Genomic DNA, 25,289 nt, shown 5'->3' on the forward strand with positions numbered 1-25,289 from the left:
TGCAATGACATGAGCAGCGAAAACGGACGCAGCAGCCGCAAGGATCAGGGACCTCAGGGAACGCAGGTATTCAGCCGCGATGAGGTCAGCCAGCTGATCGAGGAGGCGGCGAGCGATCCGGTGTCGGGTTCACGCGCGCAGCTGACCGGCCTGAGCGCAGGAGTCAGCGTACAGTCGTTTGCGCTCAGTTCCAGCCGGATCATCGTCGGTCGGGCCGAAAGCTGTGATCTGAAGCTCGACGAGTCCAGCGTTTCTTCCGAGCACGCGCGGCTGGTGCGGGATTCGGCCGGCTGGCGCGTGGTCAACCTGTTGTCGACCAACGGCACTTTCGTCAACGATCGCAAGATCTCGAGTTCGGCACTGGCCAGCGGCGACCGGGTGCGCTTCGGTCGCGTGGAGTTCCGCTTCTTCGATCCGGATGATTCGCCGGAGGCTGCCGGGCACGACAGCCCGCGATGGCTGCCCTGGGCGGCGGTTGCCGCCGCTGCGGTCGTCGTGGCCGCGGCAGTCTACTGGCTTATCTAGGCGGGCACGGGGTCTGCGGCCGGGGCCGGGCTCAGGCCGGCGCACCCTTGTAGGTACCCAGCACCACCACGGTTTTCCCGGAAGCGCGGATCATGCCTTCTTCTTCGAGGTTTTTCATCACTCGCCCGGCCATTTCCCGCGAGCAACCCACGATGCGGCTCAGCTCCTGGCGCGTGATCTTGATCTGCGTGCCTTCGGGGTGGGAAATCGCGTCCGGTTCGCTGCACAGGTCGATCAAGGCCTTGGCGATGCGGCCCTGGGTATCCAGGAAGGCCAGATGGAAGACCTTGCGCCGAGTGTGGAGCAGGCGCTGGGCCAGCTTGGAGCCGATGGCCGTGAGGATGTCGATGGCGTGGTCGCGTAGCTCGTTGTCCAGCGCCTGGCGCAGGCGGTCGTAGGATACTTCGGCGACTTCGCACTTGCTGCGTGTGCGTACCAGCGATTCGCGCTGCGATGGCTTCATGAAAAGCCCCATTTCGCCGATGAAATCGCCCGGGTTGAGGTAGCTGAGGATCAGCTCGCGGCCGTCATCGCCTTCGGTCGAAACCGATACCGATCCTTCGATGATATAGAGCAGGCTGTCGCCCGAGTCGCCGGGTCGCATGACGGTGGTCTTGGCCGGGTAGTGCTGGCGCTGGCAGATGGAAAGAAACCGGTCCATTGCTCCGCGGTCAATTGGGTAAAACTGGAAATCTCTCATCACGTGTTCTGGTTTGAATGGTATGGATGCTTTTCGTTCCAGCGATCACGCGGGAACCCCTTGGAACCAGGGCATGCCCTGATGCGGCTGCCGACAATTTTGCCCCCGGGTTGTGACTCGCGTCAAACCCGGGATTATGCCGACTTCGGAAGTGTAACGGATTTCAGGGTGGAAACGGAGATGGACAATGATTGATAATCAGCGCGTTTACACCGGCGCCGGCACAGGTACTCAAACAGCAATGGCTTCTCGTCGCATCAAGCTGCACGGCTTCAATAATCTGACCAAGGCACTCAGTTTCAATATCTACGATCTGTGCTTTGCCACCTCTTCGACCGAGCGCGAGGAGTATATAGCCTATATCGATGAGGCCTACAACGCTGAGCGTCTGACCCGGATCCTTACCGATGTGTCCGAGATCATCGGGGCCAATATTCTCAACATCGCCCGGCAGAACTACGAGCCGCAGGGCGCGAGCGTGACCATGCTGATTGCCGAGGAGCCGGTCGATGGCGCCGCAGCCGGCGGATCAGCCGTACCAGGCCCGCTGCCGGAGTCGGTTGTGGGGCATCTGGACAAAAGCCATATCACCGCTCATACCTATCCCGAAAGCCATCCCCGCGACGGTATTTGCACGTTCCGTGCTGATATCGATGTTGCCACCTGTGGCGTGATTTCACCGCTCAAGGCGCTCAATTACCTGATTCACAGCTTCGAGTCGGACATCGTCACGGTCGACTACCGGGTGCGAGGTTTCACCCGGGACGTGCGCGGGCGCAAGCATTTCATCGACCACAAGATCACCTCCATTCAGGACTATCTGAGTCGCGATACCAAACGTGGCTACGAGATGATCGACGTCAACGTCTATCAGGACAATCTGTTCCACACCAAGATGCGGCTCAAGGAGTTCGAGCTGGATAATTATCTGTTCGGCAGCAACGCCGGCGAGCTCGACAAGCGCGAGCGCAACCGCGTTGAAAAGCGCCTGCGCAAGGAAATGCAGGAGCTGTTCTACGGGCGGAACCTGTAGCGAACCACACCCGTGATCCGTGGCGCGGTGCGCCGGAAGGTCACGGAATGCATGCCGAGCTCCGCCGGCGCATCGGGCTAGCCCAGCGGGTCATCGATCGCGCTCACGATCCATTCGCGCAGGCTGGCGGCCTCTTCCGGGCCCAGGCCGGTTCGGCTCGACAGCTCGGCGGCGGTGATGGCGCTATCGTCGGCCCGGGCTGCCAGGTAACCATGGTCGCTCAGCCACTGCTCCAGCGCCTCGATGGTGTCGGCTCGGAAGCGCTTCACGCGACCGTCGAGCAGGCCATCGATCAGAGCCTGGGGGTGGCCGTCGACCCGCTCGAGCAGATCGAGCACGCGCGGCATGAAGGTATCGGTGATTTGTCCGAAGGCGGCCAGCGTGGCGGCGTCGACCGGACGATGATGGCGCTCGCGCCAGTCATCGAGGATCAGCCCGGCCGCCCGGCAGCGTCGTTCGAGCATCTCGCATTCGCTGGCGTCAAACAGTCTGTCGCCGGTGTCGCTGTCGAGATGCCCCGCGAGTTCGCCGACCCGCGACAGTTCCAGGCGCATCAGCCGTGCGGCCAGTGAGAGATCGTCGTGCAGCAGGTGGAAGACTTCGATCATGCCGCTGCCGAGCCACGGCCGAATTGGTCCGATGGCCGCTTTTCTCGCCCAGGTCTGGGGCGTGCTTTCGCCGGGCTCGGGCACCTCGCGTTTGCGCCGCTCACCTTCGGGCATGCGCAGCTCGAGCGGCTCGATCTGGTCGCGTCTGACTTCGGCCATGTCGATGATGTGAGGCTTCGGCCCGTCTTCGATCCAGGATGCCCAGGCGGCGGCTTCGTCACCCTGGGCGGTCAGATAGAACATCTGCCGACCGTCACTGGCGATGTCCTGGATCGACTGGACCACCAGGCGATAACGATCGGGATCGGAAGTGGTGAGCACTTCGTCCATGAAGACCGGCAGCGGTTCGCGGTTGTGCTCGGCCTGCTCGATCCAGGCCAGGCGGACGGCCAGCAGGAGCTGTGCGCGCGTGGCGGTGGAAAGCTCGGACAGGGCGCGGCCCTGTTCGGCGCGGGCGTCGAAAGCCTCGAAGCGTTCGCCGCGAAAGCGCAGTCGATAGCGATGATGGGTAAAGCGCTCGAACCAGTAGCCCGCCCGCCTGAGCGCGGCCGGTTCGTTGTCGGCCTGGTGTGCCATGCGCACGTCTTCGATCAGGGCCTGACCGACGGCTGCGAGCACGTGCTCATCGAAGTCGTTGGCCAGAGCCTCGCGCTGGCGCTCGAATTCTCCGGTCAGCTGCCATAGCTCGCGGCGATCGAGCAGATCTTCATGACGGGTATGGATGGTGGCGATGCGCCGGTTGAGCTCATCACGACGGTCCACCTTTTCGGCCAGGCTCTGGTGCTGCTGTGTCAGCTCGTCGCGTTGTTGTTTGCGCGCCTGCTCGAGCAGGGCCGTGTCTGTGCCGAGCCGCTGTTCAAGGCGGGCGATTTCCAGTGAGGCCGCACGGCGCTGGTGTTCAAGCTGGCGCCACTCCTCGTGCTGATCAATGCGCTTGACCAGGGTTTCGCGGTCGTCGCTGCCGATGCTGATCTGGGCGAACAGCTGCTGCCGACGCTGGCGCAGCATGTCGATATCGGCCTCGAGTTCGCCGATGCGGTGATGGTGCGCCTGGATCTCGTTGTGCAGTTCGGCGCTGGTGCGCATGCGCGGCGCCAGCTGGTGCAGTATCGCGGCCAGATCGCGGCTGGAGAACTTCGGCGTCAGCTCGAAACCATGGTGTGCGAGCAATTTGACCGCCTGCTTGCGGCTGGCTGCCTGGGCCGATCGATCGTGTTCGAGCGCCTGCTTGTGGCCGGCAACGGTCTGGTCGGCCTGCTGCCAGTCATGCAGCTGCCGCGCCCACAGCAGAAAGCTGGTTTCCAGCCGGGGTTCGGTCGTCAGCCCGGCCGCCTTGCTGCTGGACTGAAGCTGTTCGAGGGCCTGCTCGAGCCGGCTGCGCGCTTCGTTGAGCCGCGTGCGCAGATCACCGGCGTGGTTGTGCTGAACCTGACGATGCGTGGCCGCTTCGAATTCCTGTTCGAGACGGTCCAGCCGGGTCTCGACCTCCTCCTCGCTCCAGCCCAGCGGCGGCTCGACGCCGGTTGCAAGAAAGCGCGAACGCGCGCCGGTGAGGTAGCGATAGCGCATCACGAAGCGCCACAGAAGAAAGGCCGGCACTCCGACCGCCAGCAGAATGAGCAGGACAAGTTCGCCAAACGGCTCGATTTCGCGCGGACCCAGCAGCCGCCAGCCCGCCAGCGCACCGGTAATCGACAGGCCGCTCCACAGCAGACCCTCGAGGCCACTCAGACGCGCATGCTCCAGCCACTCCATCAGTGTGTCGCGCGCTGATCGCAGCTGCTCCGGCGTGTCTTCGGCACGGTCCCGGGGGACGTGAAGGCAGGCCAGTTCGCCGCTGATCGAGCGCACTCTTTCGCGCTGATCGAGCACCTTTTCGACGCGCTGTTCGAAGGCCTGAAGCTGCGTCAGCGTCAGCTGAGGCTGGGTCTCGGGCTTGAGGTCGCCGAGGCGCTCGGCCGTGGTTTCGCGCTGCCGCATGCTCTGATCGAGCGCGGCGGCATGCTGGTCGATCCGGCGCTCGATATCGGCAAGCTCATCGCGGCGGTCGGCCAGCTCGGCCTGAAGGGCCTCGAGCTGCTGCGGATCAGCGCCGCCGCTGCTGTCCAGGCGCGACTGCGCTGTTTTCAGTGCCTGGCGCGTGAGGTCGAGGTCGCGATTGCGCTGCTCGATCTGCTCCTCGATCTGATCGAGGCGGGTCAGCTCATCGCCGTGCAGACGCTCCATGCCGCCGGGAAATTCCTCGATCAGCGTGTTCTCGAGCGCGTTGCGAGCAGCAATGGCATCTGCCAGCGCCAGCGCATCCTCACAGGCACGCAGTTGCCCCGCCGCCTGGCCGGTTTCCTCCAGCTCATGCTGCAGCATCGTGAGGGTGTCGAGTTCGTCTTTGAGCTCGGCGTATTCCTTCTGCTTGTCATCGATTGCGCGCGCCAGATCAAGTAGCTCCCGGGCGCGCTTTTGCGGCCGCGGAAGCGATGCCAGCGGCGGTTGTTCGAGCAGGGCGTCAAGATCGTAGCCGCCGGCCAGCAGCGTGCGGATCTGCGCGGCGATGTGGGCATCGGTATCGCCAAGTCGTGCCAGGTCTTCGGAGCTGATCAGGTAGGCGCCGACGTTTTCGCTGCCCGGCAGGCGCGGCGGCGGGGCTGGCTCACCGTTGTCAAACCAGCTGACCTGTGCGCCGTGACGCTCGCACTCCAGGGTGGTGTCGCCGCTGCGCCAGCGCGCCCGGATATGGCAGTAAGCCGGCGTCAGCTCCGGATAGAGCAGCGCGCGGACCGCACGAATGATGCTGGATTTGCCCGAGGCATTGGGGCCGGTGATGAAATTGATCGCGTCGGCATCGAACGCGACCGACAGCGGCTCCGCAAGCCCGGCCAGGTGGTGAATATCGAGGCGTTCGAGTTTCATTGTGCGCGCTCGCGCTGGGCGATCAGCCGAGTCAGTGCTGAGCGGGCGGCGCGCTTTAGCCACGCAGCCACGGCGGCATCATCCGGATCGGCGTGCAGCGGCTGGAACTCGCGGGCGCCGACGGTGGTGGCCATGGATTGCCGCGCCAGCCGGACCAGGCGCTGATATTCATCGCTGTCTGGGGACTCCAGCGCCAGCAGTCGCCGCGCCAGCAGCCCGCAGGGATCGCTGCGACCCGACAACTGTTCCAGGTCGAGCCTGGGCAGGATGCGGCACTCGATGCGCTGAACGAAACAGTGAACACCCTGTTCATTCCAGCTGCGGTGGTCGCCGGCCAGCTCAGCGGCGGCTTCTTCGATTCTGATGGCAGCCGTAGAATGGCCCGCAAGCGTCAGCCGCAGCCCCATGGCGGTGGGTGCGATGTCCTTGGCGACCAGCGACCTGACCTGCTTGCGGGCGGCAGCCAGAATGCGCTCGCTCAGCATTGCCGCATCTTCGACATCACTGCAGTCGATGGTCATGGCTTCGTAGCGCAGCGGCGCCAGCGTCAGCTGGTCAGCGGTGATGCCCTGGTCGTCGATCCGGATCAGCCAGGGGCCGCGCGATCCGGTCTCCGATGCCCGCAGCGCGGTGATCGAACCAAGGTAGCCCATCGGTCGATCTCCATCGAGCTCGTCGGGGCGGTGGACGTGGCCCAGCAGCCAGGCGTCAACGGGGGCCGCTTCCAGCTCGCGCCGGCTGACCGGCGCATAAGGACTGTCGGGCTGGTCGAGGTCGCAGTGGAGCAGGCCGATGAGGGGGCCGTCCGGCGACAGGGCCGGCAGATCCGGCAGCGGGCTCTGGCGGACCTGCGCACGCGGGAAGGACCAGCCCAGCACCGTGATGTCGTTGACCTTTTGTGTCTGCCACTGCCCGTTGCGGCCCAGCAGCTCCAGCGCGTCGATTTCATCGGCCAGCCGTGGCAGCACTTCGGTGTCGTGGTTGCCTGCGACCGCCAGGATACGGATTCCGCTGGCCGCCAGCTTCTGCACCCCGGCCTTGAGCTGGCCGTAGGCGACAAAGAAATCCCGCTCCTGATCAACGAGATCGCCGGCCAGCAGCACCGCATCGACGCGGTGCTGCACCGCCGCATCAACAGCGCGCGACCATGCGATGTCCGGGCCCAGCTGCTGGCGCCTGGCATGGAGATCGTCGGGAATCGCCGCGGGCGGGCGCCCCAGGTGCATGTCACCGATGGCAAGCAGGTTGGTCAAGTCGTCCCCGGTTGGTTGCTTCAACCGGCCAACATAAAGGATTCAAGGCGGGGCGACAAGACAGCGCCCGGCTTTTACCGACCGTGGCTGCAGGAGTGATCCCGGCCGGCAAGGCTCAACGCGTCCTGCTCTGCTTCCAGCGCTTCGGCGGCTTCCATCCACTCGCTTTCGATGGCTGCCAGCGACTGTTTGAGCTCGGCCTGACGGGCGAGAGTGTCTTGCAGTTCGCCAGACCGGTCTTCCTGGTAGAGCGTTGCGTCTGCAAGTCGGGCTTCAATGTCTTCCAGGGCGGCTGAGGCGGTTTCCAGTTTGCGGTCGAGTTTCTGCACCCGGTTCTGCAATGGTCTGAGGCGGGCGCGCTGAGCTGCGCGGTCGCGGCGCTGTGCCTTGCGTGATTCGGGCAATCGGCCGTTGGCGCTGGCGCTGTTCTCGGCGGTGGCCCTGGGCGCTTCGCCCTCGGGTGAGCGCTCCTTGAGCCAGCGTCGGTAGTCGTCGAGGTCGCCCTTGAAGCTGCGCAGGCTGCCATCGGCCACCAGCCAGTAGTCATCCACGGTATTGCGCAGCAGATGGCGATCGTGCGAGACGGTGACGACGGCACCTTCGAAGCCCTGCATGGCGACGGTCAGGGCATGGCGCATGTCCAGATCGAGATGGTTTGTCGGCTCATCGAGCAAGAGCAGGTTGGGTGAGCGCCAGACCAGCAAAGCAAGCACCAGCCGCGCTTTTTCGCCGCCGGAGAACGGTCCTACTGCTGCGGTGGCCATGTCGCCGCGAAAGTCGAAGCCGCCGAGAAAGTCGCGCAGGTTCTGCTCGCGCTCATCCGGAGCGATGCGCTGCAGATGGGTCACCGGGCTGGCCTCCACGTCGAGCTGTTCGAGCTGGTGCTGGGCGAAATAGCCGATCGCCAGGTTGCGGCTGGCGGTAATGGTCCCGGCCAGCGGCTCGAGTTCGCCGGCCAGCGCCCGCACCAGCGTGGACTTGCCCGCACCATTGAGGCCGAGCAGGGCCACGCGATCGCCCGGCGCGAGGCTGGTGCTGACCCCGTCGAGGATGGTGGTCTGGCCGTAGCCCAGACGCACCTGGTCGAGGTGGATCAGCGGGCTGGCCGCGCGCGGTGGCTCGGGAAAAGCAAAGTCAAAGGGCGAGTCGATATGCGCGGGCGCCACCTTTTCCATGCGTTCCATGGCCTTGATGCGGCTCTGTGCTGCCCGCGCCTTGGTAGCCTTGGCCCGGAAGCGGTCGATGAACCTCTGCATGTGCGCGATTTCGCGCTGCTGCTTTTCGAAACTGGCCTGCTGCTGTGCCAGGCGCTCGGCACGTTGACGCTCGAATTCGCTGTAGCCCCCGGTGTACTGGTGCAGCCCGCGGTGCTCGATGTGGATGATCGAGGAGACCACGTTGTCGAGAAAATCGCGATCGTGGGAAATTACCACCAGGGTGCCGTCATAGCGTTTCAGCCAGCTTTCGAGCCAGACCACGGTTTCCATGTCGAGGTGGTTGGTTGGCTCATCGAGCAGCAGCAGGGCTGAAGGGGTCATCAGGGCCCGGGCCAGGCTCAGCCGAATGCGCCAGCCGCCCGAGAAGCTGCCCACCGGGCGTTGGTGTGCATCAGGCAAAAAACCCAGGCCGTTGAGCAGTGCGCCGGCCCGCGCGAGAGCGGTATAGCTGCCGGCCTCGTCCAGGCGAGCGTGCGCGGTCGCAATGGCGTGGCCATCGGCATCCGTTTCGGCACGCTCCAGGCGGGTTTCGGCTGCGCGCAGATCCGCATCGCCGTCGATCACGTATTCGATGGCCGGTCGTTCCAGGTCGCCGATTTCCTGGGCCATGTAACCGATGGTCCAGTCATCGGGCACTGACGCTTCGCCCTGATCGACGCTCATTCGGCCCAACAGCAGGCTGAACAGACTCGACTTGCCGCTGCCGTTGGCGCCGACCAGCCCGACCTTGTGGCCGGGGTGAATTGTGGCCGAAGCGTCTTCGAGCAGCGGCTCGGGGCCGTGGCGCAGGGTGATTCCGGAAAGTTGGATCATTGGGGTTGTTGGCAGGTTGGCTGGTTGCGAATGTCGGACGATAGCGATGCTGGCCGCGTATGGTAGCGCAGTAAAATTGCGCGCAAACCAGCAAACCAGCAAACCAGCAAACCAGCATGAACTACCGTCTCCGCCATCACCCCCGCGCCCGGCGCGTCAAGCTGCGCATCGAGCGCGATGGCGCCCTGGTGGTCACCGCACCCGCTCGGGTGCGTCGCAGCGAGATCGATCGTTTCGTCAAGGCCCAGGAAGCCTGGATCGCGCAGGTGCGCGCGCGCCTGGCAAGCCAGCGTCAAAGTCGGGATCCGGCAACCAGCGGGCTTCGCCCGGCCCGCCTCGACCTGCCGGCGATCGGCGAGCAGTGGGCGGTGATTTACGGCCCACATGGAGCAGGTTCGGTGGATCGTTGCCGCGCTGAACAGGTCGTCCATCTGCCCGAGGCCGAAGCGGAGGAGCAGATTGCGCGTCGTCTTCAAGCCTGGCTCAAGCAGCGGGCGCGGGCAAGCCTGACGCCGTGGGTCCAGGCGCTGTCCGCGCAGCACGGCCTGAATCCGGGCTGCCTCAGTTTTCGCAATCAGAAAACGCGCTGGGGCAGCTGCTCATCCCGCGGCAATATCTCGCTCAACGCGCGGCTGCTGCTGTGCTCGCCCGAAGCCTGCCGCTACGTGCTGATTCACGAGCTGGTGCACCTGGAGCACCCGAACCATTCGCCCGCTTTCTGGCGCCGCGTCGGTGAGCTATGCCCGGGCTATCGCCAGCACATGCAAGAACTCAAGATCGTCTCGAATCGACTGCCCGACTGGGTGACGGCAAGCTGACCACGAGCGACGACACCAGTACCAAGCACCAATTTTCAAACATTTCTCGATGTCCCATGCTTGAATGATCGAAGCCAATTCCGGCTTCGCTCGTCGGGGGGCCACTTCGGGTTCGCAGGTGGCTCGGCTCCCCGTTCAGGTCATTCAAAAATCGAGACTTCGGATTTGTTTGGGATTTGGTGCTTGTGATCCGGGCATTTCGAGTTCGAATCGCCGGCTCGATCGGCTGAGCCACCCCCGTAAAAAGGAAACGCGGCCAGCGGCCGCGTTTCCAGAGCACTGAGTTCGATGCTGCCGATCAGTGCGTCAGCAGCGGTGCGATCACCAGGCTGACGATGGCCATGACGTTGATCAGGATGTTCATCGACGGGCCGGAGGTGTCCTTGAGCGGGTCGCCCACGGTGTCGCCGACCACATTGGCCTTGTGCGCTTCCGAGCCCTTGCCGCCGAAGTGGCCCTTTTCGACGTACTTCTTGGCGTTGTCCCAGGCGCCGCCGGCGTTGGCCATGGTCAGCGCCAGCAGAACGCAGCCCAGCAGCGCGCCGCCGAGCATGCCACCCAGCGCCTCGGCGCCCAGACCAAAGCCGATGACCACCGGGCCCAGCACGGCCAGCGCGGCCGGCAGCATCATGCGCTTGATGGCAGATGTCGTGGCGATGTCGACACAGCGCGGCGCGTCGGGCTCGGCCTTGCCGTCGAGCAGGCCGGGGATTTCGCGGAACTGGCGGCGGATTTCGGTGATCATTTCGAAGGCGGCGTCGCCGACGGCGGTCATGGTGATGGCCGCGACCAGAAACGGGAAAATGCCGCCGATGAACATGCCGATGAGCACGTTGGGATCGGAGATTTCCAGCGAAAAGTCGGGCATGCGGTGGCTGACTTCGGCGATATAGGCCGAGATCAGGGTCAGCGCCGCCATGGCGGCAGCCCCGATGGCAAAGCCCTTGCCGATGGCGGCCGTGGTGTTGCCGAGCTCGTCGAGCGAGTCGGTGATCTTGCGGGTTTCCTCGCCCAGGCCGGCCATCTCGGCGATGCCGCCGGCGTTGTCGGCCACGGGGCCGTAGGCGTCGATGGCCATCGTCATGCCGACCGTGGCCAGCATGGCAACCGCGGCGATACCCACACCGTACAGACCGGCCGCAGCGTTTGCCACGAAGATCATCACACAGATCGCAAGCACCGGAATGACCACTGAGCGCATGCCGGTGGACAGTCCGGAAATGATCACCGTGGCGGCCCCGGTTTCACCGGAGTGAGCGATGTCGCGAACCGGCTTGCCGGCGGTGAAATACTCGGTCGACAGACCGATGACGATGCCGCCGGCCGCGCCGACCAGCGCTGCAACCCAGACGCCGGTGTTGATGCCGAGATACTTGACCAGGAAAAAGGCGAGCGCGATAAAGCCGATCGCCGAGGAAATGGTGCCCGTGCGCAGGGCCACTTCCGGGCTCTTGCCCGACGAGGCGCGCACCAGCAGGATGGCACCGATGGAGCAGACCAGCCCCAGAGAAGACAGCAGCAGTGGCAGCCCCATCACCGCCGAGCCTTCGCCCAGACCGTCGATATAGCCGCCGCCGGCCCGCTGCCACATCACGGTGGCCAGGGCCACGGTGGCAATCATGGCGCCGCAGTAGGATTCGAAGATGTCCGAGCCCATGCCGGCCACATCACCGACGTTGTCGCCGACGTTATCGGCGATCACGCCGGGGTTGCGCGGGTCGTCTTCGGGAATGCCGGCCTCGACCTTGCCCACCAGGTCGGCGCCAACGTCGGCAGACTTGGTGAAGATGCCGCCGCCGACACGGTAGAACAGTGCCACCACGCTGGCCCCCATGCCAAAGCCGTGGATGTTGTTTGCCGTCTCCGGATCGGATCCGAACACCAGGTAGAGCGTGCCCAGGCCGAGCAGGCCCAGGGAGGCGACCAGCATGCCCATCACCGAGCCGCCGTAGAAGGCGACGCTCAGGGCGCGGTTGGTGCCGTGTTCGTGGGCTGCGGTGGTCGTGCGCACGTTCGCGCGCGTGGCGGCAAACATGCCGAAAAAGCCGGCCATGGCGGAGCATACAGCGCCAACGAGGAAGGAGATGGCGGTCTGAATGCCCAAGCCCGACACCGACAGCGCCACGAAGATCACGGCGACCGACAGGCCGATCAGTATCAATTCACGGCGCATGAAGGCCGAGGCGCCCTGCTGGATCAGCTCGGCGATCTGGCTGGGCCGGCCCTCCATGGCCGGGTAGCGCATCACCACGCGGTACAGAATGAAGGCCACGATCAGGCCCACGACCCCGAGAACCGGGGGGATCATCAACTGGTTCATTTTGACTCCCGAAGATCAGGTCACAAATTGTTGGAATGCAAGCGCGAGCGTACGGCTCCGGGCAAACGCCCGGAACGCAAAATCGAGTAATTGTAAGGAAAAACCGCTATCCTTGCTATACTTCGCGCCTTGTTCGATCAGCCTGCCCGCGTCGGGTGGCGATATTTCAGGGCGCAGGTGAGGCAAGAAGCAGGGAAATGACCAGAGGGGTTTATTGGACATGGCTGATGTTGCCATCACGCTGTCGCTGAGCCGCAGGTCGGGCATGCTCGCCGCCGCGGTCTCGGCTGTCAGCCGGGCCGGACTGAACTTCAGAAAACACCGCTACATCGACGCCGACGCGGGGTATCGAATCAAGCTGAGTGCCGACTCGGAGCATGAGTTCGGAGACCCAAGGGCGCTTATCGACGAGCTGTCGACAATTCGCGGCGTTGCTGCGGTCGAAGACGTGGTTGTGGATGGGCGCTCGTTGCTCCATGCCGAACCCGAACCCGAACCCGAACCTGAGCCCGAGCCGGCTCCCGAGCCAGCGACAGAGCCATCACCGGCTGCCGCAGCGCCCGAGGAAGTATCGGCACCCGCGCCAGACGGCGCGGTAGAGCCGGATGTCTTTGGCGACATCGACGCCGCTCCGGAGGCATCATCCAGTTATCAATCCGGCTGGGATGAGGTCGTGGGCGACAGCGATGATGCGCCACGAGCGGGCGCCGAGTCACCGCCTTCACCGCCAGCGGCAGAGGCAAAATCAAGCGATTACACCGGTCGCTCCCGACTGTTGATGAGGCGCCGTCGCCGGCTCCGACGCTGATGGTCGCCATCATCATGGCGAGTGGCTGGCCTGCCGGAGCCGGTATCGGCAAGCACGGGGTGGAGCGCGCAGGCGGTGATTATGGCAGGATGATCCCAATCCAGACTTCCGCAAAACGGCTTTGCATACATGAACGTCAATGATATTGCGCCGGGCGTGAATCCGCCCGACGACTTCAACGCCATCATCGAAATACCGCTCGACGGCCCACCGGTCAAGTACGAGGTCGACAAGGAGACCGGCGGCATTCACGTCAACCGGCTGCTGGCCACGGCCATGCGCTATCCCTGCAACTATGGATTCGTGCCCAACACGCTGGCTGAAGACGGCGACCCGCTCGATGTGATGGTGCTCATCAGCGTACCGCTGCTGCCCGGTTCGATCATTCGTTGCCGTCCGATCGGTTACCTTGAAATGTCCGATGAGGCCGGGCGTGACGTCAAGATCGCGGCCCTGCCGATCGAGGCAGTCTCGCCGCTGCACGAGGATATCCAGTCCATCGACGATCTGGCTCGGTTCAGCCGCCGCAACATTCGCCACTTCTTCAGTCACTACAAGGATCTGGAAGTCGGTAAATGGGTCGAGGTGTTGGGCTGGCACGGCCCCGATGAGGCGCGCGGGGAGATCGTCAAAGCCATCGAGGCGTTCAGCGGTAACGCTTGATCGTTCAACTTGGTTGTTATTAACCCGGCGTCAATAGCCGGCCGGCAGTACGCCAGCCTCGTTCAGAATGCCGATCAGCGACCGGGTAAACCGGCCGCGGTCGCTGCCATCGATATGCGAAGTATCGGGTAGCGTGAGCTCGGCCAGCTGCGGGTGGTCGGCGAAATGCACCGTGACAGCGCCGGTGGCCTTGGCCAGCTGATTCCAGTACTTTTCGCGCGGATAGTGCTCGCGGTCAAGCGTCCAGTGATCGTCGGCAGTGGGCATGCGTAGAAATACCACCTTGCCGCCGCGCTGCTGGATGGCGGTGACGGCCTCGGCAAGAGGCTCGAGTGCGTCGAGCCAGCGCGCCGGGGAAGGTGGCGGCCGGCGCGCGTAGTCTGCGGCCAGTCCGTGGACGAAGTTCTCTCGCAACCCGGCGACATTTGCCCGGCTGTAGTCCGCCGAAATGGTGCGGTCGTCGAGCAGGCGGGTGTAGTGGTGTGGTGGGGGACGGTCGTCGAGCCAGCCCGTCAGCCGCCGGACCAGGTTGAAGTCACTGCCGGCCATGACCAGACGTTTTTGCAGCCCCGTGAGCAGCTGTCGCTCGATGCGGCGCTGGGGGCCGAAGTCGCGCTGATGGTGGCGCACCCAGGGTTCGCTCATGTCGCGATACCAGTGGGCCAGACCGCGTGCATCCACAGCCACGAGCAGCACGCCGGCAAAGTCCGGGTCATGGGCGAGGTCCTGCAGCACCGCGGTCGGATAGTGGCCATTGATGGCCAGCGAAGTGGCGCGCCAGCCCGGCATGCTTGATTCGAAGGCCTCCGTGGAGAAGGCGAGCTGAATCCGCGAGGCGCCGATGACGGTGAAATTCCGCGCTTGAGCGACAGTCGTTGCCCGGTCGCGGTGCAGGCTCCACAGATCGCGGTCGTCGTAGAGCGCCGGTTCGTGGCCCTGCTGGCGCCACAGCCACTCCCAGCCGGTCAGCGTTACGCCTGCGACCAGCAGGACCAGGACGATCACGGCGATGGATTGCGCCTTGCGTTGCATGCTCAGAACTGGAAGTAGATGAAGGCCCGGCTGTCGCCGGGGCTCATGAGAACGGCGGCCAGCAGCAGCCCGACCATCATCCCGCGAACGGGCCAGGGCAGTCGAGCGTGGACGCGCTCGATCTCGACGCGGCGCATGGCCGCATGCCAGGCGAGCAGCACCGCCATGGTCGCCAGCGCAAGCCAGCCGGCCGTGTTCATCGTCGACGCCGAGGCGCTCAGCAGGGCGGCGTAGAACGAACCGGCCTGCGCCAGGCTTTCGGCGCGAAACAGCACCCAGGTCAGCGTCACCATGACAAAGGTGATCGCCATGTACAGCGGCGCCATCGCGCGATGGGCGAGCAGGGCCGAGCGCCCGGCCAGCGGCCTGAGCGTGTGCTCGATGACCAGCCACAGGCCGTGGACCAGACCCCAGAGCACGAAGGTCCAGGCCGCACCGTGCCACAGCCCGCCCAGGCCCATGGTGATGACAAGACTGGCCAGGGTGCGTGCGCGACCATGACGATTGCCGCCGAGGCTGATGTAGACGTAATCGCGTATCCAGGTTGAAAGGGAAATATGCCAGCGCCGCCAGAAGTCGGAAAAGCCGACGGCGGCATAGGGCGTATGGAAATTCTTCGGCAGCACGAAGCCGAATACGCGCGCCGCGCCGATGGCGCACAGCGAGTAGCCGGCAAAGTCGCAGTAGATCTGGCCGCTGAACGACAGGATGCTCGACCACGCCTGCAGGGTGCCGATGCCCCCGGCAGCGGCAAAGCCGGCGTCGACCACCGGCGCGAATACGCTGTCGGCCAGCACCGTCTTGAGAAACAGCCCGCCGACCATCAGCGCCGCCCCCAATTCGAGATTGCCGGCCGTGATCGGTCGCGGGGCCGCCAGCTGGGGCGCAAACTGCTCGTAACGCACGATCGGGCCGGCCACCAGCTGCGGAAAGAAGCTCACGTAAAGCGCGTAGTCGATCAGGTCATTGCCGGGTGTAATACGCCGGCGGTAGACGTCGAAGGTGTAGGACAGGGTCTGAAAGGTGTAGAAGGAAATGCCGATCGGCAGCACGACGTCGAGCAGCGGCGCCTGGAAGGCGGCCAGGCCGAGCCAGCCGGCGACTTCGTTGTAGTTGGTGATGAAAAAGTCGGCGTACTTGAACCAGCTCAGTAGTCCGAGGTTGATCAGGATGGACAGCAGCAGCCACAGCTTGCGATGACCCGGGCGGTCGCTTTGGCTCAAGCGCCGGGCGGCGTGCCAGTCGACGACAGTGGAAATTACCAGCAGCCAGATGAAAACCGGGTTCCAGGCAGCATAGAACAGATAGCTGGCGGCCAGCAGTTCGAGCTTGCGTACGCGCCAGCCGCGACTGAGTGCCACCAGGCCCCACAGCACGACGATGAACAGCGCGAAGGTCAGCGAGTCGAAAGTCATTCGCGCTGAAGACGCCCGCAGTAGATCAGGGCGCGCTCTCCGTCTGCAGTTACCGCGGTCAGCGACAGCCAGGGCGCCCGCTGATTGGGCAGCTCGAGGGTGCAGGAAAAGCCACTTTGGGCCAGTCCGGCATGCCCGAGAACTTCAGCGACTTTTGGAGTGGGCAGGCCGACAGGCTGGCTGAAGGTCTGCTCGCCCAGGCGGATTGTCACACCGTCGAAACCGGCGTCATCGAGCGAGCCTGCCCAGCCGGCCAGATGAACCTTGCGCCCGGATGAGTCGAGATGAAGCTCGTCGAGCCAGCCCCGGGGGCCGCGTCGAAAACCATCCAGCTTCGAGAGGTCGCGCCGGCCCCGGGTAAGAACGTAAATATCCTGCTCGTGCGCCAGCAGTCGCGGCAGGCGCCAGAGCGACACATCGCGGCCAAGCTGCTCGTCTACGACGCGCTCGACATAGCCCGGCGTTACATAGGTCGTGCCGTAGATGGCCGGATCAAGTTCTGCGTTTTCGCTGCCGGCTATGTAGAGCAGGCCGGAAGCGGGCACGCTCATCGATGGCGGCAGTGTGGCCTCGTCGTGAACGCTGAAGCACAGCACCCCGTCGTCTTCGAGCAGCCCGGCCAGGCGAGCGAGCCAGCGTGCGAAAAGCCCGTCGGGCAGATGCGAGAACAACGAGGCCGCCCAGATCATGTCGAACCGGCGGGCCGGGCGGAAATCCTCCGGCATGGCGGTCGAGAGCAGTGCGTCGATGCCGTAGCGCCGGCGAACCCAGGCGACGGCATCGGCCTGGATTTCGGCTGCGTGGAGGTGCTCCTGGGGCAGCGTGTGCGTCAGAAAGCGCAGCAGGCGCCCGTAACCGCAGGCAAAGTCAAGCAGCTGCAGCCGGTCGAAGCGGCCGTACAGTCGCTCGATCAGCTGGCGCACGACCTGGTACTGCTGCAGGGCAACGGCAAAATACTGGCTGACGGCAAGATTGGCGTCGCCGTGGGCATTGAGCGAATGGGCCAGCATCTGGCAGTCGGGGTGGATTCTGGCATCGAGCCGTCCAGCCTGCAGATCCCGACCGTGGGCAGCCAGGGTTTCGGCCAGCTGTGGATCTTGCTGCGCGCGATCGGCACTGGCCTGTAGACGGGAGAGTTCGGATTCGCTCATATTGGTGGAAGTCTTGCCGCGCGACGAGGTGACGCGGAATGCTACCATTATGCGCCGCCGTGATCGCCTGGCGGACCACCAGCCTCAGCCTTTTCCAGAGTTCAGTTCGATGGAAGAACGAGATACAAACCTTCATTCGCTGCTGAGTCGCGCCCGTGCTGCGGAGCAGGGGGGCGATGAGCGGGCCGGCGATCTGTATGCCGAAGCACTGGATTGCGATTCGGCCTGCCTGGAGGCACACAACGCGCTGGAGCGCCTGAATCATGCGCGTCGATTCAGCCGTTGGATGCGCATCAATTGCAACATCCATCCGGACGACGACATCTTCCGTTTTTTCGCTCGCGACGGCCAGAGCAGGAATCCGGTTCGGGACTACCTGGCGGACGGCTGGCGGACGCTCAGCGAGCTGATGGTGCTGCTCGAGCGGCTCGATCAGCCACTGCTCAAGACTGCCAGCATGCTCGAGTTCGCTTCCGGCTTCGGCCGTTTCACGCGCCACCTTGCACCGCTATTGCCTGGGCGCCTGCGCTGTGCCGATATCCTGCCGGGGAGCATGGCGTTTGCCCGCGAACAGTTCGGCGTCCAGACGCTGGAGTCCAGTTTCGAGCCGGAGTCCATGGACTATCCGGCTCGTCATGAACTGGTCTTCGTGCTTTCGCTGTTCACGCACCTTCCGGTGGCTGACTGGCAGCGCTGGCTGCGTAGCCTTGCCAGAGCTGTCGAGCCTGGCGGCCTGCTATTGCTGTCGTTTCACAACGAAGGGGTCGCCGGTGATTTTGGCGTGACGCTGGATGATGCCGGCTGTTTTTTTACCCCCAGCAGTGAATCTCCGTCACTTGACCCGCAGCGTTACGGCACCACGTTTACCACGCGCGACGTGGTCGAGCGCGAGATACAGGCTGCGCTGGGCGTGGCGCCCGAGCTTTATCAGCCGCTGGCTTTCTGGGTGGGCCAGGATGCCGTGGCCATTCGCATTCCACGACGCTGAAGTGTGGCTAAACCCTTCCGCATGGCCTGGTATGACAGGCTCAGTCAGCGCGTTCGGTATCGCTTCGGAACGCTAGCCGCACCCAGTCATCCCGCTCACTGACATCGATCGGCTCGTCCAGCCCGGCGTAGGCCTGAATGACGGATTCTGCCTGTTCTGACAGGATGCCGGAGAGCACCAGCGTGGCGCCCGGGCGCAGGCAGGCCATCAGCTGTGGTGCCAGTTCGATCAGCGGGCCGGTGAGGATGTTGGCCAGCACCAGATCGAAACGCCGCAGGCGGCCATCGAGCTGTTCGAAGGTCTCGGGCAGCAGGCGCTCGATGCGGCCGGACAGATCATTGCGCCGGGCGTTTTCGCGTGTGGCCTGCAGCGCCTGCGGATCGTGATCGACGGCTACCAGCCGCCCCGCGCCTTTCAGCCCGGCCGCGATGGCGAGAACGCCCGAGCCACAGCCAAAGTCGAGCACATCCCGGCCGGTCAGTTCCATGCCGTCGATCCACTCCAGACACAGCGCGGTGGTCGGATGGGTGCCCGAGCCAAACGCCAGGCCCGGATCAAGCCGGATGACCAGCGGCCAGTCGGGCTCGGGGGTGACGTGCGAAGGACAGATCCACAGATCGCGGCCAAAGCGCATCGGTTGGTACTGGCCCATCCACGCCCGTCCCCAGTCCTGGTCGGCCAGTTCGGTGAAGCGCAGGCTCGCGGCGGCCTCGTCGAGCCCGGCCTGAGCCAGGGTGTCGGCGATCACCGTGCGGTCGATGTCGGTGTCGAACAGACCTTCGACGATGGTCTGCGGCCACAGCGGCGTGGTGCCGGGCAGGGGTTCGTGGACCGGTACGTCGGCCGCATCGAGCAGAGTGACGGCGTGTGCGCCGGCCTCTGACAGGGCCACTTCGACCTGATCGGCGTTTTCATCGTCTACGGTGACGCGGGCTTTCAGCCAGCCGGCAGGGGTTGCTGCATGGATCATTGCCAGTCTCCAAAGAGGGTTTGCAGGCAGGCAATCGCTGCCGGTCCCGCGGTTTCGGTTCTCAGTATGCGCGGGCCCAGCCCCACGCCGGTACTGCCTTGTCGCTCGAGCCAGCCGATCTCGGTATCGGTCAGTCCGCCTTCGGGGCCGATGATCAGTGCCACCCCGTCGTCGGCGGGCGCCCGAATGCGGCTGAGCGTATCTCCGCTTGTCGGATCCAGATGTAAAGGCCGGCCTGCCGGCCAGTCCATGGCGGTCAGTTCGACCGGTGGCTGCACGGCAGGCACGCACACTCGACCGCTTTGCTCGCAGGCGGCCACGGCCACCTGTTGCCAGTGGCGCTGGCGCTTGGAGGCTCGCTTGCCGTCCAGGCGCACTTCCGTGCGCTCGGTGAACACCGGCCGGACTTCGGTGACGCCGAGTTCGCAGGCTTTCTGGATGCACCAGTCCATGCGATCACCGCGGGCGACGGCCTGCACCAGGCAGATCGACAGCGGTGATTCGACGGTGACTTCGACTCGCTGCTGCAGCGCGACGCTGCAGCGATCACCCGGCCCGGTCGCCGTGATGGTGGCAAAGTATTCGTGGCCGTCGCCATTGAACAGCGCCAGCTGATGGCCTGCTTTCTGCCGCAGCACGCGTACCAGGTGTCGTGATGGGCCCGGCTCGAGCTCGACTTCGTGGCCGGCTTCGAGCGGCTGTTCAGTATGGATCCGTATGATGCGCATGATTCGAGCCTTTCAGATGGCCGCCGACAACTTGTTGCCGAGGAACAGTTTGCGCGTATCATGGCAATGGCAGCAACAGCCCGTAACGGACTCAATGAACCACTCCAACGCTCGTGCCCACGGCGGCTTCTCTTTGATCGAGATCCTTGTCGTGGTGGTTATTATCGGCATTCTGGCCGCGGTCGTGGTGCCGCGCGTCATGGACGAGCCCGAACGTGCCCGCGTGACCAAGGCCCGGCAGGACGTGCAGGCCCTGGTGACCGCGCTCAACATGTACAAGCTGGACAACTTCAATTACCCGTCCACCGAACAGGGTCTGGAAGCCCTGGTGCGCCCGCCCTCGGGCCAGCCGCCGGCGCCCAACTGGAAGCAGGGCGGCTACCTCGATCAGCTGCCTGCCGATCCCTGGGGCAACCGCTACCAGTATCTCAATCCCGGCGCGCATGGCGAGATCGACGTCTGGTCCTTCGGCGCCAACGGCACGGCAGGGGGTGAGGGAACGAATGCGGAAATCGGCAACTGGCAGAACGAATAGCCGGCGCCTGGCTCGCCCCGGATGCAGCGCAGGTTTCACGCTCATCGAGGTGCTGGTGGTGGTGACCATTGCTGCCGTGCTGGCATCGCTGGTCGTTCTTCGTCTGGGCAACTGGCGCTCGGGTGCCGAGCCGGAGGAGCAGTTGAGGCGCCTGGCGGCGCTGATCGAGTATCAGTGCGAGCAGGCGTTGTTCCAGGGGCGTCCGCGCGGCATCCGGCTGACGTCCGAAGGCTATGATTTCTGGCAGTCGACCGCCTCCGGGTGGCTGCCCCTGCCGGACGACGAGGTGGCCCGACCCCGTGCCTGGCGCGGCCAGGCGGCGCTGGATCTGGTGGTCGAACAACGCACCGTAGGCCTCGAGAAAGATCCCCCTGCCCCGCAACTGCTCTGCCAGCCGCTGGGCGAACTGACGGCTTTCCGGCTCGAAATGCGAGCCGGCGATCGGATGACGGCGCTGGCTGGCGAGCCCGGCGGTGTGCTCGCGCTCGAGGACGGGCAATGAGGCTGGCTGCGGGCTTCACGCTGCTTGAAGTGCTGGTCGCTCTGGTCGTGGTCGCCGTTGCCGTTGCCGCGCTCGGTCGGGCGGGCAGCCAGGTGCTCGACAGTCAGGCGCAGCTCGAGCAACGAACCTGGGCGCTTTGGGTGGCCGACAACGCTTTGGCCGAACTCGAGCTCGACGGTGGCGTGACCCCTGGTCGGCGTCAGGGCAGTGCCGATATGGGACAGCAGACCTGGCACTGGGAAATGTTGATCCAGCCGGCGCCGGGTGGCGAGCTGCTGCGGGTGGAGGTGGCCGTTTTTGCATCTGCGGCGAGCGAATCGCCGGTGGCCATGCATACCGGATTTCTGCCGCCGTGAGCGTTTCGCGCCAGTCTGCCGGCGGCTACACTCTGGTCGAGGTGCTGGTAGCGGTACTGGTTTTCGGGGTCATGTCGGCCAGTGCCTACGTGGCCCTGGATGCGCTCAGCCGGGCCGCCGGTGGCCACCGCGAGCGCAGCCAGGCCTTCGCTGCGCTGCAGCTGGCCGTGACGCGAATGGATGCGGATCTGCGCCAGCTCGCAGCCCGACCGGTGGCCGCGCCCGCCGGCCGGGTCGAGCCGGCCCTGCAGGGTGAGCCGCGGCGCCTGCGGGCTACCCGCGGCGGCTGGGTCAATCCGGCCGAGGTGAAGCGCTCCACGCTGCAACGGTTCGGCTGGCAGCTGTCCGGCAGCGAGCTGCAGCGCGTCCACTGGCCGGTCACCGACCGTGCCGCCGACGCCCAGGCGCAAGCCGAAACCGTGCTCCCTGATGTCGAGGCGCTGCGGTTTGCCTATCGCTCCGCCGGCGGCGGCTGGCAGGAGCATTGGCCGCCCGACGAGGCGCTGGCGCGCCTTCCGGCAGCGATCGAGATGAGGCTCGATACGCGCCGCTTCGGGCGGGTGCGGCGGGTGGTGGTGCTGCAATGATCATGCTGCAGCGCCAGCGCGGCAGCGCGCTTTTGATTGCATTATTGGCCGCGGCGCTGGCGATGGTGATCGCCACGACGCTGCTCGAACGCGGACAGCGATCGCTGGCCCGTAGCGAGGCGCTGCTGGCGACCGAACGCTCCTGGCAGTATGCCCGGGGGATGTCGGTGCTGGCCCGGCGCATGCTCGAGCAGGCCATGGCTGAAGGCGCCGACCCGTCGACCCTGGAGGATTCCTGGACGGCGCCTTTTCAGGTGCCTGGAGGCCTGGTTCAGGGCCGGCTCGAAGACCAGGGCGGGTTGTTCAATCTCAATGCGCTGGCGCATCCGGATGATGCCACGGCCTCGGCAGCCCGCGAAGCGTTTGCTCGCCTGCTCGAGCAGCAGGGTCTCAATCCGATCATCAGTGATGAGCTGGCAGACTGGCTGGATGGCGCCATGCTGCCGCGCCCGGGCAGTGCCGCCAACGACTGGTATGCCCGCCAGGATCCGCCTTATCGCACCGGGGGCGTTTTGCTCGCCAGCGCCAGTGAGCTGCGCTGGCTCAGAAGCGTGGATCAGGCGGTCTGGCAGGCGCTGGCCCCACTGGTTACAGCGCTGCCCGAGCCCGAGCTGCGGATCAACGTCAACACCGCCCAGCCAGAAGTGCTGGCTGCCGTGATCGCCGAGGTAGGCCTTGATCAGGCTCGGCGGGTGGTCGCCGAAGGCCCCTTTTCCGATGTGGTGCGGTTTGTCCGGCATCCGCTGATCGAGCCGATCATCGCACCCGACGAGCAGCAACACCTGTCGACTCGCAGCCGCTGGTACCTGGCCCGCGCGCGGGTCGTCATCGACGGAGTGGAGCGCGATTACTTCCGCCTGATGAGCGGCGCGGCGGCAGGTTATGATGGTTTTCGTCGTTTCAGCCAGGGGGTGCCCTGAACATGGCGCGTTCGCGCTCGGACAGCCTGGTCATTCACGCCGCCGGTGCACGCTGGTCCTGGGCGCTGCTCGATCGCGGCGGCCGAGTGGTCGAGCAGGTGCGCTGTGATCCCGCCGCGCCGGACTGGCCTGGTGATCGCCCGGCCACCCTCCTGATTGATGCCTCGCGTTGCCTGGGGCTGCGCCTGGAGCTGCCGCCTCTGCGCGGCAGAAAGCTTGAACAGGCGCTGCGTTGGGCGGCCGAAGAGCACCTGGCCGGCAGCGCCGAAGACGAACATGTGGTCGCGGGCCCGCGTGATGACTCGGGGCGCCTGCAATGCGTGAGTATCGCCAACCCGGTGATGGCGGAACTGGCCGACTCGCTGGCTCACGTGGACGCCGAGCGCATGCTGCCCGATGCCCTGTGCCTGCCCTGGCAGCCGGGCCGGGTCAGCCTGGCCGAGCACGAGGGCCAGATCCTGGCGCGCTGGGACGCATGGTCGTTTGCACGTTTTGATGGCGAGCTGGCCGCCGACATGCTGGCCGCGGCAGCGCCTGACGACGCTGGATGGGACTGGTATGGCGGTGATCCACCCGGATGGGTTGAGCAGCACGGTGCCCGAAACCTGGCCGATGGGCGGTCATTGCCGGCCATTCTGGCCGCCACGGCGGCGACGATCGATCTGAACCTGCTGCGTGGCGACTGGGCGCCGAAATCGGCGGCAAATATCAAGGCGCAGTGGCGCTGGACGGCTATTCTGGCAGCCGTTGCGGTCGTCACGCTCGTGGCGGGTGCGGCGCTGGAGCGCTACCAGCTTGGGCAGCGCTCGACTGAACTCGAGGCCGCCATCGAGCGGCAGTTTCGCCAGGCCTTTCCGCAGGTCGGGCGCATCGTTCGCCCGCAAGTGCAGGCCGAGCGCGAGCTCGCCCGGCTGCGCTTCGGTCAGGCCGAGGGCCTGCTGGATCTGATGCATCGTGTGGCGCCGGTCATCGATGGCCAGTCGCAGCTGGAGCTCGAGCGCCTGGACTATCGTGATGGCGTGCTTGAGCTGGGTCTGAGGGCTCCGGATGTGGCCGCTCTGGAGCAGCTGGAGCAGCGGCTGCGCGTGCTTGAACTCGTCGCCGAGGTGCAGACGGCCAGCATGGACGACCAGGGCGCGCAGGGGCGTATTCGCGTCAGTCGTGGAGGCGGCGCATGAGCATGAATGCATGGCAGCAGCTCGAGCCGCGGCAGCGCGGGCTGATTGCCCTGTCCGGGGTGGTGCTGGTGGCGGTGCTGGTCTATGTCTGGCTGTGGGAGCCACTGGCCGAGGCGCGTGAGTCCGCGCGCGCGCGTATTGCCGGCCAGCAGGCGCTGCTGAGCTGGCTCGAGGACGTCACGCCAATGGCCGAACGCCTGCGCCGGAACAGCGCTTCCGCACCGGATTCGGGCGAACGTTCGCTGCTCGGCCTGGCCGATGAGACCGCCCGCGCCAGCGGCCTGGCCGGCACGCTGGCGCGCATAGAGCCTGTCGGTGACGCCCAGGTGCGCGTGTGGCTCGAGGGTGCGGAATTTGTCGCCGTCATGCAGTGGCTGGAAACATTCTCGCGCAGTCACTCGGTTCGTGTCGATCAACTTCAGGTCGACGGGAGCGGCAGCGAGGGCCGGGTCAACGTTCGCGTCACTCTTGTCAGCAATGCGTAGAATTCTGTGGCTGATGATTCTCATGGTGCCGGTGATCGTCGTGATCACGCTGCCGGCACACGTGATCGTCTCGCGAGTGGACGTCGCCGAGGACCTTCGCAACGTGCAGGGGACCCTGTGGCAGGGCGAGGCCGTCTGGCAGCAGCCCGGAATGGCTGCCATCGACCTGCGCTGGCGCTGGAGCGGCTGGAATGGCTGGAGCGACTGGTCCTGGCAGGCGCAAGGGCAGGGGGTGGATCTGCGGGGCAGCTGGCAGCCGAGCATGGCAGCGACCCGCCTTGCCGATATCAGTGGCAGGATTGACATGCGTCAACTGGATGCACAAACCTGGTTGATCAGCGCCCGACCGCGCGGAGAACTTGAGGTGGACGTGGCCCGCGCAGTGATCGCGGACGGGCAGCCACCACAGGTCGACGGCAAATTGATCTGGCGCGATGCGCGGCTCGCGGGCGCGGTGGAGGAGTCGCTGGGAGAAATCACGGTGCGCCTGGATTCACAAGGCCGTGGCCAGCGGGCGGAAGTGGTATCCACCGAACCGGGTGCAATTCAGGTACGCGGTGATATCGACCTGGGGGCCGAGCGCTACGAAGTGGATCTGTGGTTGCGCGCCAGCGCCGAGCGCCCCGAGCTGCTGCGTCAGATTGCCTGGCTTGGCGAGCCGCAGCCCGATGGACAGGTCCGAGTGCGTCTCAGCGGCGCGCTGGGTTGGTAGGGATGGATGATCTGACAGGCGCTGTTGACCAGCAACCGCATAGTTGAGGAGATTTTTGATGATTG

Annotated in this window: 24 protein-coding genes; 14 read left to right on the forward strand and 10 right to left on the reverse strand. The window is 65.3% G+C overall.

The genetic code is table 11. The features are described from left to right. Window positions 1-9: 9 nt before the first annotated feature. Complete coding sequence (locus tag ACEWQZ_RS04345; RefSeq protein ID WP_476481839.1) at window positions 10-525, forward strand: FHA domain-containing protein; 516 nt, start codon at window positions 10-12, stop codon at window positions 523-525. Window positions 526-556: 31 nt separating this feature from the next. Here ACEWQZ_RS04345 and crp read toward each other — a convergent pair whose 3' ends face one another. Next, entirely contained in the window at window positions 557-1,186 is a 630-nt protein-coding gene (crp, locus tag ACEWQZ_RS04350) for a cAMP-activated global transcriptional regulator CRP (RefSeq protein WP_476481840.1), read from the reverse strand. Between the two features lie 280 nt (window positions 1,187-1,466). On the opposite strand from crp, the gene speD reads away from it, so the two are divergent. After that, window positions 1,467-2,258 carry an adenosylmethionine decarboxylase gene (gene speD / locus ACEWQZ_RS04355; protein ID WP_476481935.1) on the forward strand — a complete coding sequence of 264 codons (792 nt, stop codon included), beginning with the start codon at window positions 1,467-1,469 and terminating at the stop codon, window positions 2,256-2,258. A 77-nt stretch (window positions 2,259-2,335) separates the two neighbouring features. Here the strand turns inward: speD and ACEWQZ_RS04360 are convergent, their stop codons facing one another. The 3 genes from ACEWQZ_RS04360 to ACEWQZ_RS04370 all read right to left on the reverse strand — a co-directional run bounded on the left by ACEWQZ_RS04360 (window position 2,336) and on the right by ACEWQZ_RS04370 (window position 9,056). Continuing rightward, window positions 2,336-5,773 (reverse strand): hypothetical protein, encoded by a 3,438-nt coding sequence (locus tag ACEWQZ_RS04360; RefSeq protein ID WP_476481841.1) that lies wholly within the window; start codon window positions 5,771-5,773, stop codon window positions 2,336-2,338. Beyond that, complete coding sequence (locus tag ACEWQZ_RS04365) at window positions 5,770-7,026, reverse strand: metallophosphoesterase family protein (RefSeq protein WP_476481842.1); 1,257 nt, start codon at window positions 7,024-7,026, stop codon at window positions 5,770-5,772. The genes ACEWQZ_RS04360 and ACEWQZ_RS04365 overlap by 4 nt, the downstream gene beginning before the upstream one ends. 74 nt (window positions 7,027-7,100) lie before the next feature. Then, the gene (locus ACEWQZ_RS04370; protein ID WP_476481843.1) at window positions 7,101-9,056 is read right to left on the reverse strand and encodes an ATP-binding cassette domain-containing protein; all 1,956 of its coding nucleotides are present in this window, start codon (window positions 9,054-9,056) and stop codon (window positions 7,101-7,103) included. Between the two features lie 116 nt (window positions 9,057-9,172). Between ACEWQZ_RS04370 and ACEWQZ_RS04375 the strand changes: the two genes are divergently transcribed. Next, window positions 9,173-9,874: a M48 family metallopeptidase gene (locus tag ACEWQZ_RS04375; protein ID WP_476481844.1), complete on the forward strand. Its 702-nt coding sequence runs from the start codon at window positions 9,173-9,175 to the stop codon at window positions 9,872-9,874. A gap of 298 nt (window positions 9,875-10,172) precedes the next feature. Here ACEWQZ_RS04375 and ACEWQZ_RS04380 read toward each other — a convergent pair whose 3' ends face one another. Then, on the reverse strand, window positions 10,173-12,194 hold the full coding sequence (locus tag ACEWQZ_RS04380; RefSeq protein WP_476481845.1) for a sodium-translocating pyrophosphatase: 2,022 nt from the start codon (window positions 12,192-12,194) through the stop codon (window positions 10,173-10,175). Between the two features lie 220 nt (window positions 12,195-12,414). Between ACEWQZ_RS04380 and ACEWQZ_RS04385 the strand changes: the two genes are divergently transcribed. Next, on the forward strand, window positions 12,415-13,002 hold the full coding sequence (locus ACEWQZ_RS04385; RefSeq protein WP_476481846.1) for a hypothetical protein: 588 nt from the start codon (window positions 12,415-12,417) through the stop codon (window positions 13,000-13,002). A 129-nt stretch (window positions 13,003-13,131) separates the two neighbouring features. Then, the gene (gene ppa, locus ACEWQZ_RS04390) at window positions 13,132-13,665 is read left to right on the forward strand and encodes an inorganic diphosphatase (RefSeq protein WP_476481847.1); all 534 of its coding nucleotides are present in this window, start codon (window positions 13,132-13,134) and stop codon (window positions 13,663-13,665) included. 30 nt (window positions 13,666-13,695) lie between these two features. On the opposite strand, the gene ACEWQZ_RS04395 is transcribed toward ppa, so the two are convergent. From ACEWQZ_RS04395 to ACEWQZ_RS04405, 3 genes are read right to left on the reverse strand one after another with little or no spacing between them, the layout of a single operon-like run. Further along, window positions 13,696-14,697 (reverse strand): hypothetical protein, encoded by a 1,002-nt coding sequence (locus ACEWQZ_RS04395; RefSeq protein ID WP_476481848.1) that lies wholly within the window; start codon window positions 14,695-14,697, stop codon window positions 13,696-13,698. 2 nt (window positions 14,698-14,699) lie between these two features. Next, window positions 14,700-16,112, reverse strand: a complete 1,413-nt coding sequence (locus ACEWQZ_RS04400; protein WP_476481849.1) for an MBOAT family O-acyltransferase — start codon at window positions 16,110-16,112, stop codon at window positions 14,700-14,702. Next, window positions 16,109-17,263, reverse strand: coding sequence for a class I SAM-dependent methyltransferase (locus ACEWQZ_RS04405; protein ID WP_476481850.1), 1,155 nt, complete (start codon window positions 17,261-17,263; stop codon window positions 16,109-16,111). The genes ACEWQZ_RS04400 and ACEWQZ_RS04405 overlap by 4 nt, the downstream gene beginning before the upstream one ends. A 109-nt stretch (window positions 17,264-17,372) precedes the next feature. Between ACEWQZ_RS04405 and ACEWQZ_RS04410 the strand changes: the two genes are divergently transcribed. Then, the gene (locus tag ACEWQZ_RS04410) at window positions 17,373-18,251 is read left to right on the forward strand and encodes a class I SAM-dependent methyltransferase (protein WP_476481851.1); all 879 of its coding nucleotides are present in this window, start codon (window positions 17,373-17,375) and stop codon (window positions 18,249-18,251) included. A 40-nt stretch (window positions 18,252-18,291) separates the two neighbouring features. On the opposite strand, the gene prmA is transcribed toward ACEWQZ_RS04410, so the two are convergent. Both prmA and ACEWQZ_RS04420 read right to left on the reverse strand, forming a co-directional pair. Further along, on the reverse strand, window positions 18,292-19,221 hold the full coding sequence (gene prmA / locus ACEWQZ_RS04415) for a 50S ribosomal protein L11 methyltransferase (protein WP_476481852.1): 930 nt from the start codon (window positions 19,219-19,221) through the stop codon (window positions 18,292-18,294). Next, window positions 19,218-19,949: a 16S rRNA (uracil(1498)-N(3))-methyltransferase gene (locus tag ACEWQZ_RS04420; protein ID WP_476481853.1), complete on the reverse strand. Its 732-nt coding sequence runs from the start codon at window positions 19,947-19,949 to the stop codon at window positions 19,218-19,220. Before ACEWQZ_RS04420 ends, prmA begins: the two co-directional genes overlap by 4 nt. A 94-nt stretch (window positions 19,950-20,043) precedes the next feature. Here ACEWQZ_RS04420 and gspG point away from each other — a divergent pair, with 94 nt between their 5' ends. Genes gspG through gspN form a run of 8 tightly spaced genes read left to right on the forward strand, consistent with a single transcriptional unit; the run spans window position 20,044 to window position 25,224 of the window. Continuing rightward, window positions 20,044-20,484, forward strand: coding sequence for a type II secretion system major pseudopilin GspG (gspG, locus tag ACEWQZ_RS04425; protein WP_476481854.1), 441 nt, complete (start codon window positions 20,044-20,046; stop codon window positions 20,482-20,484). Beyond that, a complete protein-coding gene (locus ACEWQZ_RS04430) occupies window positions 20,453-20,986 on the forward strand; it encodes a prepilin-type N-terminal cleavage/methylation domain-containing protein (protein WP_476481855.1) in 534 nt (177 codons plus the stop codon). The genes gspG and ACEWQZ_RS04430 overlap by 32 nt, the downstream gene beginning before the upstream one ends. Then, entirely contained in the window at window positions 20,983-21,342 is a 360-nt protein-coding gene (gene gspI, locus ACEWQZ_RS04435) for a type II secretion system minor pseudopilin GspI (protein WP_476481856.1), read from the forward strand. The genes ACEWQZ_RS04430 and gspI overlap by 4 nt, the downstream gene beginning before the upstream one ends. Continuing rightward, the gene (gene gspJ, locus ACEWQZ_RS04440; protein WP_476481857.1) at window positions 21,339-21,929 is read left to right on the forward strand and encodes a type II secretion system minor pseudopilin GspJ; all 591 of its coding nucleotides are present in this window, start codon (window positions 21,339-21,341) and stop codon (window positions 21,927-21,929) included. The genes gspI and gspJ overlap by 4 nt, the downstream gene beginning before the upstream one ends. Further along, a complete protein-coding gene (gene gspK / locus ACEWQZ_RS04445; protein ID WP_476481858.1) occupies window positions 21,926-22,849 on the forward strand; it encodes a type II secretion system minor pseudopilin GspK in 924 nt (307 codons plus the stop codon). Before gspJ ends, gspK begins: the two co-directional genes overlap by 4 nt. A gap of 2 nt (window positions 22,850-22,851) precedes the next feature. Next, window positions 22,852-24,027 (forward strand): type II secretion system protein GspL, encoded by a 1,176-nt coding sequence (gene gspL / locus ACEWQZ_RS04450; RefSeq protein ID WP_476481859.1) that lies wholly within the window; start codon window positions 22,852-22,854, stop codon window positions 24,025-24,027. Further along, a complete protein-coding gene (gene gspM, locus ACEWQZ_RS04455) occupies window positions 24,024-24,512 on the forward strand; it encodes a type II secretion system protein GspM (protein WP_476481860.1) in 489 nt (162 codons plus the stop codon). The genes gspL and gspM overlap by 4 nt, the downstream gene beginning before the upstream one ends. Continuing rightward, complete coding sequence (gspN, locus tag ACEWQZ_RS04460; RefSeq protein ID WP_476481861.1) at window positions 24,505-25,224, forward strand: type II secretion system protein N; 720 nt, start codon at window positions 24,505-24,507, stop codon at window positions 25,222-25,224. Before gspM ends, gspN begins: the two co-directional genes overlap by 8 nt. Window positions 25,225-25,289 lie beyond the last annotated feature (65 nt).

The sequence above is a fragment of the Wenzhouxiangella sp. YN1 genome (genome assembly GCF_056324145.1).

Coding starts and splice junctions, on each gene's coding strand:
- ACEWQZ_RS04345 (WP_476481839.1), top strand. CDS start 10: ATGAGCAGCGAAAACGGACGCAGCAGCCGCAAGGATCAGGGACCTCAG.
- crp (WP_476481840.1), bottom strand. CDS start 1,186: ATGGACCGGTTTCTTTCCATCTGCCAGCGCCAGCACTACCCGGCCAAG.
- speD (WP_476481935.1), top strand. CDS start 1,467: ATGGCTTCTCGTCGCATCAAGCTGCACGGCTTCAATAATCTGACCAAG.
- ACEWQZ_RS04360 (WP_476481841.1), bottom strand. CDS start 5,773: ATGAAACTCGAACGCCTCGATATTCACCACCTGGCCGGGCTTGCGGAG.
- ACEWQZ_RS04370 (WP_476481843.1), bottom strand. CDS start 9,056: ATGATCCAACTTTCCGGAATCACCCTGCGCCACGGCCCCGAGCCGCTG.
- ACEWQZ_RS04375 (WP_476481844.1), top strand. CDS start 9,173: ATGAACTACCGTCTCCGCCATCACCCCCGCGCCCGGCGCGTCAAGCTG.
- ACEWQZ_RS04380 (WP_476481845.1), bottom strand. CDS start 12,194: ATGAACCAGTTGATGATCCCCCCGGTTCTCGGGGTCGTGGGCCTGATC.
- ACEWQZ_RS04385 (WP_476481846.1), top strand. CDS start 12,415: ATGGCTGATGTTGCCATCACGCTGTCGCTGAGCCGCAGGTCGGGCATG.
- ppa (WP_476481847.1), top strand. CDS start 13,132: ATGAACGTCAATGATATTGCGCCGGGCGTGAATCCGCCCGACGACTTC.
- ACEWQZ_RS04395 (WP_476481848.1), bottom strand. CDS start 14,697: ATGCAACGCAAGGCGCAATCCATCGCCGTGATCGTCCTGGTCCTGCTG.
- ACEWQZ_RS04400 (WP_476481849.1), bottom strand. CDS start 16,112: ATGACTTTCGACTCGCTGACCTTCGCGCTGTTCATCGTCGTGCTGTGG.
- ACEWQZ_RS04405 (WP_476481850.1), bottom strand. CDS start 17,263: ATGAGCGAATCCGAACTCTCCCGTCTACAGGCCAGTGCCGATCGCGCG.
- ACEWQZ_RS04410 (WP_476481851.1), top strand. CDS start 17,373: ATGGAAGAACGAGATACAAACCTTCATTCGCTGCTGAGTCGCGCCCGT.
- prmA (WP_476481852.1), bottom strand. CDS start 19,221: ATGATCCATGCAGCAACCCCTGCCGGCTGGCTGAAAGCCCGCGTCACC.
- ACEWQZ_RS04420 (WP_476481853.1), bottom strand. CDS start 19,949: ATGCGCATCATACGGATCCATACTGAACAGCCGCTCGAAGCCGGCCAC.
- gspG (WP_476481854.1), top strand. CDS start 20,044: ATGAACCACTCCAACGCTCGTGCCCACGGCGGCTTCTCTTTGATCGAG.
- ACEWQZ_RS04430 (WP_476481855.1), top strand. CDS start 20,453: ATGCGGAAATCGGCAACTGGCAGAACGAATAGCCGGCGCCTGGCTCGC.
- gspI (WP_476481856.1), top strand. CDS start 20,983: ATGAGGCTGGCTGCGGGCTTCACGCTGCTTGAAGTGCTGGTCGCTCTG.
- gspK (WP_476481858.1), top strand. CDS start 21,926: ATGATCATGCTGCAGCGCCAGCGCGGCAGCGCGCTTTTGATTGCATTA.
- gspL (WP_476481859.1), top strand. CDS start 22,852: ATGGCGCGTTCGCGCTCGGACAGCCTGGTCATTCACGCCGCCGGTGCA.
- gspM (WP_476481860.1), top strand. CDS start 24,024: ATGAGCATGAATGCATGGCAGCAGCTCGAGCCGCGGCAGCGCGGGCTG.
- gspN (WP_476481861.1), top strand. CDS start 24,505: ATGCGTAGAATTCTGTGGCTGATGATTCTCATGGTGCCGGTGATCGTC.